Here is a 16,518-nt window from a genome sequence, read left to right as displayed (position 1 = left end):
CGGCACGGTGTCGCGGGTGCGAACTAGGCGCGGGAATCACGTCGAGGTGCTCATCGGGATGCCGGCGACCTCGCGCACGGTCTCGACGAACGCGCGTACGCGGGGTATCTGCGCGGCGGTCGGCCACAGCAGCCCGTAGGCGACCGGTGGGGCATCCCGGAAAGGGACGAATGCGACGCCGGGCCGGGCGTGGTAGTGGGCGGCGCGGGCGGAGACGGGAAACACACCCTTGCCGGCCGCGACGAGGGTGAGCACTTCCGGCCAGAACGTGGTGACCGGTCCTCGGGGTATCGGCCGGCCCGAGGGCGTGTGGGTCGGAAAGTGGTGGTCCAGCCAACCCTGCGGAATCCTTCCGGCGACCGTCACCAGCGGTGCGTGTGCGAGGTCTTCCAGCGACAGGGTCTCCCGCCGGGCGAAGGGGTGGGCGGCGGGCACCATCAGGGCCCGACGTTCGGAGAAGACCACGGGACCTGCCCGGATGTCGGGCTCGTCGATCGGGAACTCGGTGATCTGGATCTGGAGTTCACCGGACCGCAGGGCGCCGAGCGGATCGCCGAGCCCGACCTCGCGGACCCGGACGTCACAGTGGGGATGACGGGCCCGGAACACGTCGCCGGCATGGACGACGAGATCACCCACCCACGGCGTGGAGTAGCCGACGTGCACGGTGTCGGTGATCCCCCGCCCGGTCGCGATGGCCCGCGCGATCGCACGTTGGGTCTGCTCGTATGCGGGCAGCAGGTCGTCGCGGAGCTGCCGCCCGGTCGGGGTCAGGGCCACCCGACGGCTGGTGCGTTCGAACAGCGGTACGCCGATGCGGCGTTCCAGCTTCTTGATCGTCTGACTCACCCGACCCTGCGCCAGCCCCAGCCGCGCGGAGGTCCGCCGGAAGTGCAGCTCCTCGGCGAGCGTCAGAAAGGTCTCGATTTCGTGCCGCTCCACCATCGCCTCCATTGGTGAGTTCGGATCACCGACCCTTGCACACTTCGGCCTTGATCCGAACCGGGCGAGGATCGACAGTGATCACGATCGAAAAATCGTGCGGATCGACCGTGCGAGCAGCGCGCTCTCGTTCCGGAGGGCCGGAACAGGAGCAGACCGTGCGTGCCATCGGCCAGGAATCGTTCGGCGGGCCCGAAGTGCTGAGGATCGTCGAGGTGGCGCGCCCCGAGCCGGGGCCGGCCGAGGTACTCGTGCGGGTGCACGCGGCGGGGGTCAACCCGACCGACTGGTGGCACCGCGCCACCGGTGGACTGGCGGGCGACGTCCCGATCCGGCTCGGCTGGGACGTGTCGGGGGTGATCGAGGCCGTCGGCCCCGGCGTGACCCTGTTCGAGCCCGGCGACGAGGTGTTCGGCATGCCGTGCCAGCCGCGTCCGGCGGGGACGTACGCCGAATACGTGGTCTCGCCCGCACGGCACCTGGTCGCCAAACCGGCCGGACTCTCGCATGTGGAGGCCGCCGCGTTGCCGCTGGCCGCGCTCACCGCATGGCAGGCGCTGGTCGACACCGCCGATGTTCGCCCCGGTGGGCGGGTACTGATCCACGCCGCGGCGGGCGGTGTCGGGCATCTCGCCGTACAGATCGCCAAGGCTCGCGGCGCGTACGTGATCGGCACCGCCCGTGCGGCCAAGCACGACTTCGTGCGAGGGCTGGGCGCCGACGAGACGATCGACTACACCGAGGTCGACTTCGCGTCCGCGGTCGCGGACATCGACGTCGTGCTCGACACCATCGGCGGCGACTACGGACCGCGCTCCCTCCGGACGCTGCGCACGGGCGGCATCGTCGTCTCGCTCGCCTCCCCCGCCGAAGCGAACCTGGTCACCGAGGCCCGCTCCCTGGGACTGCGCTCCACCTTCATGATCACCGAAGCCGACCAGACCGGTATGCGGGAGATCGCCTCCCTCGTGGCATCCGGCCTGCTGCGGGCCGAGATCGCCGCGACCATGCCCCTCGAGCAGGTGGCCAAGGCACACGAGATCGGCGAGACGGGCCGCACCACCGGAAAGATCGTGCTCACCGTCGCCGACTGACGCGATCCAGTGCTCGTCAGGACGCGTCCGCCGCGGCCTGGACGAATGCCCGCACGCGCGCGGTGTCGTTGGTGTGCGGCCACACCGGCCCCCAGCACACGGGCGGCGCGTCGTGGAAGGGTACGTAGGCGATGTCGGGACGCGGGTAGAAGCGTGCGGCGTGTTCACCGACCGGAAAGACGCCTCGGCCCGAGGCGACGAGGGCCGGCGGCGTGGTCCACCTGCACTACCGATCCGTCCGACCGAACCCCCGCCCCGCCCCGCCCCGGGGCCAACGAACCGCCGAAAGGATCGCCCTCCCATGCCCGATCACCCCTTCCCCGCGCCACGAGGCGACCGATGACCACCTTCGTCCTCGTCCCCGGCGCCTGGCACGGCGCCTGGACCTTCCAGCCTCTGGCCCGGCGGCTGCGCGAGCACGGCCACGACGCCTACCCCCTGACCCTGACCGGCGTCGGCGACCGAAAACATCTGCTCACGGCCTCGGTCAACCTCGACACCCACATCGACGACGTGCTGAACCTCCTGGCGGACGAGCGGATCACCGACGCCGTACTCGTCGGGCACAGCTACGGCGGAATGGTGATCACCGGTGCCGCCGACCGGGCGCCGGATCGGGTGCGTGGGCTCGTCCATGTCGACGCCCTGGTACCCCGGGACGGCGAATCGTGCTGGTCCCTGGTCAACGACCAGGAGCGCGAATGGTATCTCCGGGGCATCGGCCGCGACGGATACTCCAGCGCGCCCCTGCCGTTCTTCGATCCACGGGCCACGCCGCACCCGCTGGCCTCGCTGATGCAGGCCGTGCGGCTCGAAGGCGGCCTCGACCGGGTTGCGCGGCGGGACTTCGTCTACGCGACCGGCTGGGACGGAGAGTCGCCCTTCGAGGAGGTTCATCGGCGACTGGCACAGGACCCCGCCTGGCATGTGCACAGCGTCGCGTCCGGCCACAACGTGATGCGCGACGCCCCGGACGAACTCCTGAAAATCCTCCTCGACGCCGCCTGATCGCTCTTCGAGGTCTCCACCCATCCATGCGTCGACCCGTCGCGGACGCCGAGAACCTCGTCGTCATCACCCCGGGCCAGGTCCTGAACCCGCCTCCCCGGAACCGCCGTCACGCTTCCGGCGCGGCGACCGGGGAAATGGGTGGCCGGGTGGGTTGGTTCGGGGTCAGGATGCCGGGATGACTCATACGTTGTTGGCGTTTTTGGGTGCCTGTGCGTTGATCGCGGCCAGTCCGGGGCCGAGTTCGGTACTGATCATTCGGCATTCGTTGCGGAGTCGGCGGGCCGGGTTCGCGGCCGTGCTCGGGAACGAGAGCGGGGTGTTCGTCTGGGGGCTCGCGGCGGCCTTCGGGCTGACCGGGTTGTTGGCCGCGTCGCAGTTGGCCTACGACATCATGCGCATCGTCGGGGCCGTGGTACTGATCGGGTTCGGGGTGCAGGCCATCCGGGCGGCGCGGCGGGACGGGCTGACCGGGTTCACCGCCGAGGGGGCGGCGGGCGAGGAGGAGTCGGGCGGCGGGTGGCGGGCCTATCGGGCGGCCTTGACGCTGAACCTGGCCAACCCGAAGGCGGCGGTGTTCGCGATGTCGTTCCTGCCCCAGTTCGTCCCGAGCGGTTCGCCGCAACTGCCCACGATGGTCGTGCTGGCCGCGATCTGGGCCACCTTCGAGATCGGCTTCTACGGCCTGTACGTGTGGTTCGTCGGCCGCATGCGCACCGTGCTCGGCCGGGCCAAGGTGCGGCGCCGGCTGGAGCAGACGTCCGGCGGGGTGATGGTCGCCCTGGGTATCCGGATGGCCGTGGAGTCGTAGAGTCGGGACGGGTCCGGAAGCGACCGCCGTCCGCCACGGCCGGGGCTTACACGCCGAAGGCGTCGCGGCGGTCCTCCGGGACCAGGTGGGTGTACTCCGGGTGCTTGGCGATCCAGTCGCGGATGAACGAGCAGTACGGCAGCACCGCCAGGCCCCGCTCGTGCACCGCGTCCAGCGCCGCGTGGGTCAACCGCCCGCCGAGACCCCGGCCGCCGAAGCGCGGTTCGATCTCGGTGTGCGTGAAGGCGACCTCGTCGCCGCTGACGAAGTATTCGGCGAAGCCCGCGAGTTCGCCGGCCCGAAGCGGCGGCGCGACCGGGCCCGAAGCGCCCTCCGCGGCGTTGTCGGCGGCGATGAATATCTCGTAGCGGGACTTCGCCGGGTTGTCGACGACGCGCGTTTCCATGCTGCTGCCTCCTGGCTCACGATCGAACGTTCGGGTCGGCGGCCCGGGAATCCGGACCCACGCGCACGCCCCTCGGCCAGACCGATCGCCGCTCGCGAGCCCCCACCGTATCGACCCGGCGAGCGGGGCCCGCGGGCCGCTCCCCGGGATCCCGCCGGCGGGATCCGCGCGTCACTCCTCCTCGTCGATGTACACCTTCGTCCCGTCCGGGTACACCTTGTACACCCGCCCGTTCTCCCCGCCGATCGCCGGCAGACCCGCCGCGTGCAGCTCCGCGACCGCCTTCTCGACGGCCTTCGTCGCCAATTCCGCGGCCCGCTCCCGGCCGATCTCGTCGATCAAGGACTTCGTCATCGATGTCTCCTCGTCTCCGTAACCCCCTGCGGCACCCGCGACTTCGCGGCCCGACCCCCAGAGTGCCAGGCGGGTTGCCGCCCCGACACCCCCGCACCGGGCGGCTCGGTCGGCGAACGGATGTGCGGTCAGGCGGGGTCGACCAGTTCGGTCCGATCCGTGCCGCCCGACCTGACTTCGAACACGGTGAACCCATGGGGCCCGGCCAGCACCTGGTGCACGCAGCCGGACGGGATGAACACGACGTCGCCCACCCGCATGTGCACTCCGCCGCTCAGCCCGTCGCCGGAGAAGACGTCGCAGCTGCCGGCGGTGAGCAGCACGACGGTCTCCTCCCCGTCGTGGTGGTGCACGGCCGTACGCTCACCCGGTCCGAGCGTGGCGAAGAAGCCGCACAGGCGCCCGGAGCCCACCGTCGCGGTGGATACACGTTCGCTGATCCGGATGCCCTGCGCACCGACGAGGTCGGCGCCGGCGGGCACGAGCACGGCTTTGGTCATCGGTTCACGGTCACCCATGAGTTCAGGGTCGACGCCGCTCGAAGCCGGGAAACACACAGCAGAGCGAACCACACCGAATGGGCGAGTGCCGACCGGCCTTCGCTCCGGGCTACCGCGCGATCCGCTTCTCCACCTCCGTGGTGACCCGTTCCACCCCTCGGGCCAGGTCCCGTACGAGCCCGTTGACCCGCAGCGCCAGCGCCGATGCCACCGTGCCGGCCGCGCCGACGATGTCGCCGGCCACCGCCGCCGGCACCGCTGCCGCCGCCGCGCCGCGCACCCCCGTCGGCGTGGCCGGGAACGGCAGCGGCAACGGCCCCGCCTCCGAGCGCAGATCGGAGAGTACGCCGCTCGCCAGTGCCAGCAGCGCGTCCGCGCCGGACACGTGGGCCTCGCAGTGGCCGTATCCCTTCAGCGCCGCGTGCAGGAAGGCGGTCGCGTACACGTTGGTGATCGCGTGCTGCTCGGCGAAGGTGATCGAGGGCTTGCCGTCCCGAGGCAGTCCGGGCAGGTGGATGTCCACGTCGCACGGGTCGAGGAACTGCACGTGGTTCCCGCCGGAGATCTCGACGTACGCCTTGTAGCCGCGCGGAACCAGGTCGAGGTAGTGCAGCCCCGATCCGGGGGAGATCCGGTCGTTCTGCCCGGACACGATCAGCGTGGGCGTGGCCACCGTGCGGACCTCGACGTCGATCCCCGCGTACAACTCGGCCTGCTTCACGTTGCGGCCCGGCGCGAAGCCAAGCACCGCGCGGATGCGCCTGTCCCGCGCCGCCGCGAGCAGCGCGCCGGCCCCGCCCAGGGACACCCCGACCGCCGCGAACGCGTCCCTTTTGATCAGGCCGCGCAGCGGGTTGAACCGGTCGTCGTCGATGTCCAGCAGCTTGTCGATGGCGTCGCCGATGGTGTCCGCGTGCATGTGCGGGTCGAGCGCGAGGATGTTCTCCGGAAAGTAGCGGAAGACGATGTAGCCGTGCCGCACCACGTAGTCGGTGAACCAGTCGTACATGTTCGAACCGGTCCAGGTCGCGGGCGCCATGATCACCGACGGGTAGGAACCCTCGGACGCGTCGGCCGGAGCCAGCCAACCGTCGTATTCGGCCGGGTAGCTGATCTTGGCGAGGGTGAACCCCGGCCCACCGGTCCAGAACGGGAACTCGATGGTGCCGATGTGGAAGGGTCCCGGCAGGTCCGGCCGAACCGGATCCCCGGGGACGAATGAGGATGCCATAGCGGGAGTCAATCGCCCCGAACTCGCTGCCATACGAGAAACCTTGGTCACAGTACGGTAACCCCGCCCACACCCGGCGGCGCCTGCCCCGGGGTCAGTGATGCACCATCAGCAGCACCGCCCGATTGTGCTCGTCCAGCCCCCGGTACACGTGCGGCCGGGCCGCGTCGAAGCGGATCGAGTCGCCCGCCGCCAATTCCCGAGGATCGGCGGTCGGTCCGGTCTCCACCCGGCCCTCGGTGACCAGCAGGCACTCCTCCACGCCGAGCCGGTGCGGATCGGACACCTGTTCGGCGGCGTCCACGTCGAGTTCGTACAGCTCGACCCAGCCGCGCACGTGCACCCGGTGCAGCAGGCGGGCCCGGACCGCGTCGCCGCGCACCGTCGCGCCCTGGTCGGCCCGGACCACCGTGACGGCCGACGCGCCGCCGTCGAGCAGGCCGCCCAGCGGTACGTCCAGCGCGGCGGCGAGCGCCCACAGCGTGCTGAGCGTCGGGTTGGCCTCACCCTGTTCGATGCCGTGCAGCGTGGTCTTGCTCAGCCCGGCGCTCGCGGCGAGGTCCGCGAGCGAGTGGCCGGCCGCCTCGCGGAGGACGCGGATGTTGTTGCCGATGTCGCGCGCGATGGTCATGCGGATTCCCTTGCGATGCTCTTGGCGTTCATTATGCTGGACCGACGTACCAGTTTACCGGACGTTCGAGGGAGATCGGCATCATGGTCACTCGGGTAACCCGCCTCCGGCACATCCCGGGCATCGGCGTGGACAAGGTCGGCGACGCGGCCGACGCCGCGCACGACCCGGAGTTGTTGCGCCTGGAGAACCTGGACACGGACATCCGCCCGCCTGCCGTGGCGCTGGCCGCCACCCGGGCCGCGATCGACGACGACGCCGCCAACAGCTACCTGCCGTTCCACGGCTCGGCGCGGCTGCGTGCGGCCGTCGCCGCGCACGTGGGCCGGATCGCGGGGCGCGCGTACGACCCGGACACCGAGGTGGTCAACGCGGCCGGTGGCCTCAACGGCGTGCTCGACGTGCTGCTCGCCACCGTCGAACCCGGGCGCGAGGTGGTGATCGCCGACCCGATCTACGCCGGCCTGGTCAACCGGATCCGCCTCGCCGGCGGCGTCCCGCGCCATGTGCCGTGCCGGCCGAGCGCCGCCGGCTGGCACACCGACCCGGACGAACTCGCCGCCGCCGTCGGCCCGAACACCGCCGCCGTGCTGGTGATGGCGCCGGCGATGCCCACCGGCGCGCTGCTCGACGGCGGCCACTGGGACGCGCTGGCCCGGGCGATCGCCGAGCACGACTGCTGGGTGATCTACGACGCGGCGATGGAGCGCATCCGCTTCGACGGCAAGGGCCCCGACCACCCCGCCGCGCATCCGGGCCTGGCCCACCGCACGGTCACCTGCGGCGCGGCCTCCAAGGAGCTGCGGATGATCGGCTGGCGGGTCGGCTGGGTGGTCGGCCCCGCCGCGCTGATGGCGGACGTCAAACTCGTCGGCCTGAGCAATGTGGTCTGCCCGGTCGGCATCGCCCAGGAGGCGGTCGCCGCCGCGCTGTCCGCACGGGACGCCGATGCCGACGTCGCCGCCGCGACCGCGATCTGGCAGAGCCGCTGCGCGACGATCCTCGACCGGCTCGCCGACTATCCGTGCGTCCGCCCGCACGGCGGCTGGTCGCTGCTGATCGACACCGTCGCGATGGGCCTGTCGCCCGAGGCCGCCGCCGAACGGCTGTTCCGGCTCGGCCGGGTCGCGGCCACGCCGATGAACGGGTGGGGGCCGGCGGGTGACACGTACCTGCGCCTGGTGTTCGCCAACGAGCCGGCCGAGCGGCTGGACGACCTGCGCACGCGGTTCGTGGCGGCGTTCGGCTGAGCGGGCGGGGCGGGTGCGGCGGACACGGCGGGCGGGGCGGGCACGCCGGGGGCGCTCCTCAGCAGCTCGATTCCTCCGACACCAGGCGCAGGATCGGCCTGCCGGACTCGGTGCGGCGCAGGTCGTCGGCGCCGAAGCCGAGTTCCGGGTCGGCGTCGTTGAGGATGCGGCACATCGCCTCCCTGGACTGGTTGCCCTCGGACAACAGCCGCCGTATCAGCGGCTCGTCCTCCGGCCGGTCGGCCCGCTCCGGGTCGGCGCTGCCCTCGTACAGCCGCTGGACCAGGTCGAGCAGCGCGTGGTCCTCCGGCCGCAGCGCGCCGGGGCGTCGGTTCCGGCCCGCCGGGTGGTTGCGCCGCAGCGCCGCGCCGGCGGCCACCGCCCGGACCGAACTCACGTCCCGCATCGCGGCGACGGCCCGTGCGGCCCAGGCGCGCGGGCTCTGCCGGCGTCGGTAGTCGAGCCGGTGTTCGGGCGGCGCGATGCCCCGCCGGCCGGCCCGCACGGCGGCCACGTGGGCGCGCATCCGGTCCACCGTGGGCCCGTCGACCCACTCCAGGCCCCAGGCCGCGAATCCGTCCACGACGAGTCGGACCTCGACACCCGCGACACGTGCCAACTCCCCGTCGAGGCCGTACTCCCGGATCCCGCGATCGCTCACTGGTGTTCCTCTCCGAGCGCGTGATCTTCGTCCGGCCACTGCACCGGATCATGCCCATGCCCGGATACTCGAACACACTTTGAATCCGCAGGCCAAATCGGCGCCTCGGAGGCGCGGGCGCCGCCCGGTCTCGGATCAGCGAAGCGGCAGTTCGTGGTGCATCCGGAGCAGGAAGTCGTGCAGGAGTGCACGTTCCTCGGCGTCCAACGGGGCCAGGATCTCCTCCTGTACGGCGCGCGCCGCCGCCTCCTGCTCGGCCAGCGCGGCGCGCCCGGCCGGGGTGAGCGTGACCCGCACCCGGCGCCGGTCGGCCGGATCGCGCGTGCGCTCCACCCAGCCGGCGGCGGTCAGTTCGTCGAGGACCTTGACCACGTCGCTGGCATGGATCCCGAGGCGTGCGGCCAGGTCGCGCTGGGCGTGCGCGCCGAAGTCGGCCAGCGCGGCGAGCACGGCCGTGTGCCACAACCGCAGCCCCCGCAGCGCCAGTTGCTCACCGAGCCGACTCCGGGCCGCCTTGCCGACGCGGGAGAGCAGGTAGGTGCTGAGCGCGGTCAGCGTCGGGGGTGTGGTCTCGTCCATGACGTTATTGTAGGGTTACACCAATCATTGGTGACAACCTATGAATAGGAGTTGCGATGGATGCCCTCTACCCACGCCTGCTCGTCGACCGCTTCACCGAGTGTTTCCGCTTCTACGACGCGGTGCTGCCCGCGCTGATCGGCGCCACCCGGGCCAAGGGCGACGAGAACGGCCCGTACGCGAGCTGGGACGTGGGCACCGAGGGTGCGCTGGTCCTGTTCGACCGGGCGATGCTCGCCTCGGTGGTCGGCACCGAGGACCTGCCGGCCGCCGCCCCGGGCCCGACCCAGGACCGCACCATGCTGGTCAGCCGGGTCACCGACCTGGAGGCGGGCTACGCCCTGTGCCTGGCGCACGGCGCGCGCCCCGTCACCCCGCCCACCCACCGCCCGGCCTGGGGCCCCACCCTGCACAGCGCCCACGTCCGCGACCCGGACGGCAACCTGATCGAACTCCAGGTCTACTGAGGGCGGTTCGGCGCCGGGTCGGCGTGGGCATCGGGCGTGAGCCGGGCGGTCAGCGCGGTCGCCGCCGCGTCGCGGGACAACGTGGCGCCCCGCTGGTAGGCCGCCCGGTGGTCGTCCTCGCCCAGGATCGCGACGAGTCGGTCGACCAGGGCGCGCAGATCCGGGCTGCCCGCGTCGAAGATCCCGCGCAGGGCCGTGCCAAGGCCCAGCACCTCGGCCGCGTCGACGGGCTGCCCCGTCGCCTCCAACAGCGCGGCGAGCAGTTCCGCCGTCGGCGCGACGTCGGCGAAATCGCCTCGCCGAATCGCGCCGGCCGCGGTGGTCGCCAGCAACTCCCGGATCCGCGCGGACACATCGTCGCCCTCGCCCTTCGCGGCCCGGGCCAGGAGGGTGGCCACGCGGCCCTTGGCGACCAGGTCGCCGACCATCTCGGCGGGCAGGGACAGGCTCTCGGCGAGCACGTCCAGCCGATCGAGCGCCGCCTCGGCTGCTGCGAAATCGCCTCTCCGGCGGTGCAGTTCGGCGCGGCCGGAGAGCACGGTCAACTCCAGGTGCCGGTGCCCGCGCTCCCGTGCCCGCGCCTCGGCGACGTGCAACTCGCGCTCCGCGCCCGCCAGGTCGCCGGCGCGCATCCGCTCCGCCGCCAGCATGCCCCGGTACATGGCCAGGTCGTCCTCGGAGCCGAGTTCGGCCATGAGCGCCACCGCCTCCTCGAAGGCGGCGACGGCCTGCGCGTGTTCGCCGCGGATCGAGTGGTGCGAGCCGACGGCCATCGACACCGACGCCAGGCCCCACCGCTCGCCCAGCGCCCGGAATCCGCGCAGCGCCTCGGCCCGCGCGGACGCGCCCGAGGTCCAGTCGCCGCGGTCGCTGCATACGAAGTCCGTCGCCCAGTGCGCGCATGCCCGGGCCCACGGGTCGGACCCGTTCGACATCCGGGCCAGTTCGCGCTCGCCGATCTCGACGTTCCCGGACAGGAACGCGGCCAGCGGCAGTCCGACGGCGAGTGCCGGATAACGCGCGACCACGTCCGTCCGGGCGCACTCGGCCAGCGCCGCGCGCAGCTCCTCGCTGTCCGCGAGCCGGGGCACGGTGATCGCGGCCAGCACGTGCATCGCGCCGAACGCGGCCCGCGCGGCCTCGGGCAGCGCGTCGCCGAAGCCCAGCACCTCCGGGACGATCGTCTCGAACGGCGCGCCGATCCCGCGAACGCCCCAGTACCAGAAGAGCGCGGCGGCGAACCGGGCGGCGGGCTCGGCCGCGCCGGCGTCCAGCATGGCGCGCAGCGCGGCCATCAGGTTGGCGTACTCGGCGTCCAGGACCGCCAGCGCGTGCAACTGCGCGGCGGTGCGCAGGAGCGGGTCGTGCCGCTCCGCCAGATCCAGGCACCAGCGCTCGAACCGGGCCGCGAACTCGGCGCGTTCGCCGGCGCGGTCCAACTGCTCCGCCGCGTAGGCGCGTACCGTCTCCAGCATCCGGTAGCGCGGTTCGCCGTCGCCGACCGCGTCCACGATCGACTTCTCCACCAGCGAGCCGAGCACGTAGAAGACGTCGTCCGCGGCCAACTCCCCGCCCGCGCACACCGCTTCGAGCGCGTCCACGGTCGCGCCGCCGGGAAAGACCGCCAACCGGCGGGCGAGCATCCGCTCCGGTTCGGCGAGCAGGTCCCAGCTCCACTCCACCACCGCGTGCAGCGTACGCATCCGCGGCGCCTCGGCCCGACTGCCCGCGTTCAGCAGCCGGAACCGGTCGTCGAGCCGCCGGGCGATCTGCTCCACGCTCATCGCCCGCAGCCGGGCGGCGGCCAACTCCAGGGCCAGCGGCATCCCGTCGAGGCGCCGGCAGATCTCCACCACCGGGCCGATGGTGGCCGCGTCCAGCCGAAAGCCCGGCCGCACGGAGGCGGCCCGGTCCAGGAACAGCCGTACCGACGCGGCCCGCGCGACCGTGTCCGGGTCCGGCGCGGCGCCGTGCTCGGGGATCGGCACCGGTATCGGCAGCGGGCCGACCCGGCACAGCGCCTCGCCGGTGATCCCCAGCGGCTCGCGGCTGGTGGCCAGCACCGTCAACCGCGGCAACCGGTCGAGCAGGCCGTAGGCCAGCTCCGCCGCCGCGTCGACCAGGTGCTCGCAGTTGTCCAGGACCAGTACGGCCTCGCCCACGTCGAGCAGTTCGGCCACCCGCTCCAGCGGCGAGGCGGTCCGGCGCGGACGGGCGTCGGTGGAGCGCAGGTCCCAGGAGCCGAGCGCGGCCGACACCGCGTCGACCACGCCGTCCGCGCTGCGCACGCCGGCGAGCGGTACGAACCAGACCCGGCCGCGCCCGTGGGCCGGATGCCGGCTCACCGCCTCCACGGACAACCTGGTCTTGCCCGCGCCGCCGGCGCCGACCAGGGTGACCAGGCGGGAGCCTGCCATCAGCTCGGCCAGCAGCCCCAGTTCCGCGTCGCGGCCGAAGAAGCCGGTCAGCCGGGTCGGCAGGTGATCCGCGACCGGCTCGGGGCGGGCGACGGCGGGGCCGGCCACCTCGCCGCGCAGCACCGCGAGATGGGTCTCGCGCAGTTCGGGCGAGGGATCCACGCCCAACTCCCCGGCCAGCCGGCCGCGTACCTCCTCGAACACGGCCAGCGCCTCGGCCTGGCGGCCCGCCGCGTACAACGCGCGCATCCGCATCGCCGCGCTGCGCTCGCGCAACGGGTGCGCGGCGCAGGCCGCTTCCAGGTCGGCCAGCACCTCGGCGTGCCGACCGAGCCGCAGTTGCGCCTCGAACCGGTCCTCGGCGGCGTCCACCCGCAGCCCGTCCAGGCGGGCGGCGACCGAGCGGGCGAACGGCGCCTCGGCCAGGTCGCCCAGCGCGGGCCCCTCCCACAGGGCCAGCGCCTCGGCCAGTACCGAGGCCGCCTCGGCCGGGCGGTCCGCGCCCAGCTCCCGTCGACCGCGCGCGGCCAGTTCCTCGAAGCGGCGCACGTCCACGTCCTCCGGGCGCAGCGCGAGCCGGTAGCCGCCGCCGACCAGGTCCACGGACACCCCGGCCGCCCGCAGCACCTTGCGCAGCCGCGACACCAGCGTCTGGACCGCGTTGCCGGCGTCCGCCAGGGGTTCGCTACCCCACAGCCCGTCGACGATCGAGTCGACCGACACGACGTGCCCGGCGTCCAGCGCGAGCCGGGCCAGCAGCATGCGCAGCCGCACGCCCCCGATCTCGATCGGTGTCCCGTCGTCCCCCTGAGCCCGAACCGTCCCGAGCAGTGCCACGCGCATCCGCCCAGGATCCCAGAGCCGCGAAACCGCCCGACGACCGGTGGTCGCGGGCGGCGCGGGGCCGGTGCGACGCGGGTCACGGGCGGGCGCGGATCGGCGCAACGCGGGTCACGGACGGCGCGGCGGGCACACGGGCACGCGCCCGGTCGGGGATGCCTCCCGGACCGGGCGCGTGCGGGTCGTGCCGTCATCGAGCGGGCGCCGCTACGGGCACACGCTCGTGCACGCCGTGCCGAACGCCGAGGCAGGCGCCAGCGGGATGGTGACCGACGACGGGTTGGCCGGACCGGACTTGAGCTGCCAGATGCCGGCGAGCAGGCCCGGCGTCTGGGTCAGCGTGGCGGACAGGTGCGGGGTGTCCGCGGTGGTCACGTTCACCCGGATCCGGTGGCCGGGGGCGATCGAGGCGAAGGTCGGGAAGACCTCCACGTCGTAGCGCACGACCTGGTTCGTCGGCACGGACGAGGTGGTCGCCTGGGTCGACGGGTGGTACGGCATCAGCATGCTGCCGTCCGGGGCGTACCAGCTCTTGGCCGGGTCGATCGCGCGGTGCGAGCCGGCCAGGGCGCCGGAGCTGAGCGGCACCGAGGAGCCGTCGGGGGCGACGTCGGTGACGGTCACCACCCAGTGCGTCTCGGGGGTGTTGGACTGGGCGTACAGGGTCGCGCCGATCGGGCCGGCGAGTACCTTGGTCTCGGTCATCGGGGCCGTGGTGTAGACGAGCGAGCCGGTCCCGGTCTCCCGCGCGGTGTTGCTGTCGGTGCAGGCCGGGTCCTTGATGAAGCCGCCGAGCCACTGGGCCGTCGAGCGCGTGCACGGGCTGTTGTTGGCGGTCCAGCTGATCCACTCGCTGGCGTTGGCGGTGGGCGCGGTCGTGCTCAGCCCGCCGTCGTTGGCCGAGGCCGGGGCGCTGCCGGTGCGGCCCTTGTCCAGGTACAGCCGGGTGGGGTCGGCGCCGGTGAACGGGTAGGCGCGGGTGTCCAGCCAGCGGTTGGTGCCCAGTTCCTTGACGTGCAGCGGGTTGGGGTTCGCCGCGCCGGTGATGCCGGTGTCGATGCCCTTGAGCCACTTGTCGTACCAGCGCAGGTGCAGCGCGGGCAGGTCGAGCGTCGGGTCCTGGCGCGGGTCGTGGTACCAGGGGCCCATCAGGAGCTGGTAGCGGTCGGTGACCGGCTGGTCGGCGGTCATCGGCGCGCCGACCGGGCGGCCGGCCCACGCGTTCTGCAGTCCGGCGTAGTTCATCAACGCGCCGCGCTGGAACAGGTCGTACCAGCCGCCGACCAGGAACGCCGGCACGCCGTTGGCGACCACGCTCGCCAGCATGTCGGCGGGGCGCCGCTGCTGCCAGAAGGTGCCGTCGTAGGCCTGCGCGCCGCCGCCGAGGAGGCCGGTGAGGATGGGCAGGTTGGACTGGGCGACGCCGCCGAGGTGCTGGATCTCCAGGGTGAGGGTGTCCAGGATGTTCTGGGTCGAGCCCTCGCGCAGTGCCTCGGCCAGCGGCGCGGTCATGTGCGAGATGCCGGTGTAGGTGAGCCAGAAGGACATGAACTGGGAGTCGGGGATGCCGCCCATGGTGACCAGTTCGCGATACAGGTCGTTGCCCGCCACGAGCGGGAAGATCGCCTTGATCGGCGAGTTCGGGCCGACGGCGGCGGCGGTCATGATCTGGTTGATGCCGGCGTACGAGCCGCCGTACAGGCCGACCTTGCCGTCGGCGTGCGGCAGCGCGGCGGCCCAGTTCGCCAGTGCGGCGCCGTCCTGGCCCTCGATCGGCGCCCACGGCGACCAGGAGCCGGCCGAGGTGCCGGTGCCGCGCACGTCGGCGCTGACGGTGATGTAGCCGCGCTGGGTGAACCAGGACAGTTCGGCCTCGACGCCGCCCCGGCCGTAGGGGGTCTGGGTCAGCAGCACCGGGAACGACCCGGCGGCGGGGGTGGTGGTGCCGGCGGCGGCGGGCGTGCGGACGTCGGCCCGGAGCACGGTTCCGTCGGCCATGGTGACGGGGACGTTGAGCTGTGTGGCGACGCCGTACTGCGCGACGCTGCCCTGCACGAGCGGCGTCGCGGCGGCGGGCGTCGAGCCGGCCGGGACCGCGCCGAACAGCGCGGCGACGAGGGCGAGGACCGAGCCGAGGGACACGGCGAGGCGGCGTCTGGCCGCGACTTGCCGAGTGGCCCGCTGTCTGCGGATGTGGACGGACACCCTGACCTCCAAAGGTCGTGCGAGGGTGAAAATGAACAAAAATGGATGAAACGGACGATGATGGCGCGTGTTTCGTCGGGGACGGTGGATCGGGGGTGATGAGGGTGAAGCGGGCCGGGGCGTGGCTGCGGTCGTCCGTCGGGGGACCGCAGCCACGCCGCCGGGGTCAGGGGGCGAGCGTGCCGCCGAGGGCGCGGCGTACCGACGCCGCGCGCAGGTCGCCCACGAGGGCGTGGGTGACGGTGCCGGGGATGACCCAGCCGCCGTGCAGGTGGGCCAGGACGCGGAAGGCGGCGGCGGGTACACCCGCCTCGTGCAACCGGGTCAGGTAGCGCTCGCCCTGGTCGCGCAACGGGTCGTGCTCGGCGATGGTGATCACCGCCGGGGGCAGTCCGCTCAGGTCCGGCTCGAACAGCGGGGACACGCGCGGGTCGCGCGGGTCGACGCCCTCGGGCAGGTACAGGTCGAAGAACTCGTTGCAGGCCTCGGGGGTCAGGCCGCCGAGGTCCGCGGTCGCCTCCGGGCCGGCCGAGGGTTCCATCCGGGTCAGGTCCACACCGGGTACGTCGAGCAACTGCGCGACCGGCATGGGCAGTTGCCGATCGCGCGCGACCAGGCACAGCAGCGCGGCGAGGTTGCCGCCCGCACTGCAGCCGCCGACCGCGATCCGGTTCGGATCCAGGCCCAGTTCGGCGTGGTGGGCGTGCAGCCACGTGTAGCCCGCGACGCAGTCCTCCAGCGGTGTCGGGTAGGGGTGCTCGGGCGCGAGCCGGTAGTCGACCAGCGCCACGGCGCAGGCCACCTGCGCGGTGATCGGACCCAGTTCCACCTCGGCGGTGTCCAGGTCGCCCTGGAACCAGCCGCCGCCGTGGATGAAGTAGAACGCCGGTGCGACGGCGGGCAGTCCGGCCGGACGCAGGATGCGCACGGTGATCTCGCCGCCCGGGACCGGGATCCGGTGGTCGGTCGCGGTGACGTCGTCGGGGCGACCGGTGAAGGCGAGCCGCATCGTGGCGTTGGCGAGTTCGCGCCGCTCGGCCGGCGTACCCGGCGGCGGGTCGGCGGAACGGTGGTCGGCGAGCAGGTCGATGATGCGTTGGATCGGCGGGTCCAGGGGCATGG

General features: G+C 72.9%; 16 protein-coding genes. 5 read left to right on the top strand and 11 right to left on the bottom strand.

Going from position 1 to position 16,518, the window contains the following annotated elements; genetic code table 11:
- Positions 1-36: 36 nt before the first annotated feature.
- Complete coding sequence (locus ACH4XV_RS25340) at positions 37-945, bottom strand: LysR family transcriptional regulator (protein WP_395793514.1); 909 nt, start codon at positions 943-945, stop codon at positions 37-39.
- 155 nt (positions 946-1,100) lie between these two features.
- Here ACH4XV_RS25340 and ACH4XV_RS25335 point away from each other — a divergent pair, with 155 nt between their 5' ends.
- The 3 genes from ACH4XV_RS25335 (at position 1,101) to ACH4XV_RS25325 (ending at position 3,855) form a co-directional block, all read left to right on the top strand.
- On the top strand, positions 1,101-2,036 hold the full coding sequence (locus ACH4XV_RS25335) for an NADP-dependent oxidoreductase (RefSeq protein ID WP_395793512.1): 936 nt from the start codon (positions 1,101-1,103) through the stop codon (positions 2,034-2,036).
- Between the two features lie 339 nt (positions 2,037-2,375).
- Complete coding sequence (locus ACH4XV_RS25330; protein ID WP_395793510.1) at positions 2,376-3,044, top strand: alpha/beta fold hydrolase; 669 nt, start codon at positions 2,376-2,378, stop codon at positions 3,042-3,044.
- A 178-nt stretch (positions 3,045-3,222) separates the two neighbouring features.
- Complete coding sequence (locus ACH4XV_RS25325) at positions 3,223-3,855, top strand: LysE family translocator (RefSeq protein ID WP_395793508.1); 633 nt, start codon at positions 3,223-3,225, stop codon at positions 3,853-3,855.
- 46 nt (positions 3,856-3,901) lie between these two features.
- On the opposite strand, the gene ACH4XV_RS25320 is transcribed toward ACH4XV_RS25325, so the two are convergent.
- The 5 genes from ACH4XV_RS25320 to ACH4XV_RS25300 all read right to left on the bottom strand — a co-directional run bounded on the left by ACH4XV_RS25320 (position 3,902) and on the right by ACH4XV_RS25300 (position 6,977).
- The gene (locus ACH4XV_RS25320) at positions 3,902-4,261 is read right to left on the bottom strand and encodes a GNAT family N-acetyltransferase (RefSeq protein ID WP_380003577.1); all 360 of its coding nucleotides are present in this window, start codon (positions 4,259-4,261) and stop codon (positions 3,902-3,904) included.
- Between the two features lie 171 nt (positions 4,262-4,432).
- Entirely contained in the window at positions 4,433-4,615 is a 183-nt protein-coding gene (locus ACH4XV_RS25315; RefSeq protein ID WP_395793506.1) for a hypothetical protein, read from the bottom strand.
- A gap of 128 nt (positions 4,616-4,743) precedes the next feature.
- Positions 4,744-5,115, bottom strand: coding sequence for a cupin domain-containing protein (locus ACH4XV_RS25310; RefSeq protein ID WP_395793504.1), 372 nt, complete (start codon positions 5,113-5,115; stop codon positions 4,744-4,746).
- A 109-nt stretch (positions 5,116-5,224) separates the two neighbouring features.
- Complete coding sequence (locus ACH4XV_RS25305; protein WP_395793502.1) at positions 5,225-6,346, bottom strand: hypothetical protein; 1,122 nt, start codon at positions 6,344-6,346, stop codon at positions 5,225-5,227.
- Positions 6,347-6,440: 94 nt separating this feature from the next.
- Positions 6,441-6,977, bottom strand: a complete 537-nt coding sequence (locus ACH4XV_RS25300; RefSeq protein WP_395793500.1) for a helix-turn-helix domain-containing protein — start codon at positions 6,975-6,977, stop codon at positions 6,441-6,443.
- An 83-nt stretch (positions 6,978-7,060) separates the two neighbouring features.
- Between ACH4XV_RS25300 and ACH4XV_RS25295 the strand changes: the two genes are divergently transcribed.
- Positions 7,061-8,227: a pyridoxal phosphate-dependent aminotransferase gene (locus ACH4XV_RS25295; protein ID WP_395793498.1), complete on the top strand. Its 1,167-nt coding sequence runs from the start codon at positions 7,061-7,063 to the stop codon at positions 8,225-8,227.
- A gap of 58 nt (positions 8,228-8,285) precedes the next feature.
- On the opposite strand, the gene ACH4XV_RS25290 is transcribed toward ACH4XV_RS25295, so the two are convergent.
- Positions 8,286-8,888, bottom strand: coding sequence for a hypothetical protein (locus ACH4XV_RS25290; protein ID WP_395793496.1), 603 nt, complete (start codon positions 8,886-8,888; stop codon positions 8,286-8,288).
- A gap of 135 nt (positions 8,889-9,023) precedes the next feature.
- Entirely contained in the window at positions 9,024-9,467 is a 444-nt protein-coding gene (locus ACH4XV_RS25285; RefSeq protein WP_395793494.1) for a MarR family winged helix-turn-helix transcriptional regulator, read from the bottom strand.
- A 56-nt stretch (positions 9,468-9,523) separates the two neighbouring features.
- On the opposite strand from ACH4XV_RS25285, the gene ACH4XV_RS25280 reads away from it, so the two are divergent.
- Positions 9,524-9,934, top strand: coding sequence for a VOC family protein (locus ACH4XV_RS25280; protein WP_395793492.1), 411 nt, complete (start codon positions 9,524-9,526; stop codon positions 9,932-9,934).
- Here ACH4XV_RS25280 and ACH4XV_RS25275 read toward each other — a convergent pair.
- The 3 genes from ACH4XV_RS25275 to ACH4XV_RS25265 all read right to left on the bottom strand — a co-directional run bounded on the left by ACH4XV_RS25275 (position 9,928) and on the right by ACH4XV_RS25265 (position 16,516).
- Positions 9,928-13,194: a BTAD domain-containing putative transcriptional regulator gene (locus ACH4XV_RS25275; protein WP_395793490.1), complete on the bottom strand. Its 3,267-nt coding sequence runs from the start codon at positions 13,192-13,194 to the stop codon at positions 9,928-9,930. The two genes, ACH4XV_RS25280 and ACH4XV_RS25275, sit on opposite strands and share 7 nt — an antisense overlap.
- 204 nt (positions 13,195-13,398) lie before the next feature.
- Positions 13,399-15,396: a CocE/NonD family hydrolase gene (locus ACH4XV_RS25270; RefSeq protein WP_395793488.1), complete on the bottom strand. Its 1,998-nt coding sequence runs from the start codon at positions 15,394-15,396 to the stop codon at positions 13,399-13,401.
- Between the two features lie 166 nt (positions 15,397-15,562).
- Positions 15,563-16,516, bottom strand: a complete 954-nt coding sequence (locus ACH4XV_RS25265) for an alpha/beta hydrolase (RefSeq protein ID WP_395793486.1) — start codon at positions 16,514-16,516, stop codon at positions 15,563-15,565.
- Positions 16,517-16,518: the final 2 nt, after the last annotated feature.

It is taken from the genome of Embleya sp. NPDC020630 (assembly GCF_044334985.1).
Taxonomy (GTDB): domain Bacteria; phylum Actinomycetota; class Actinomycetes; order Streptomycetales; family Streptomycetaceae; genus Embleya.
This window is presented reverse-complemented; position numbering and strand designations above follow the sequence as displayed.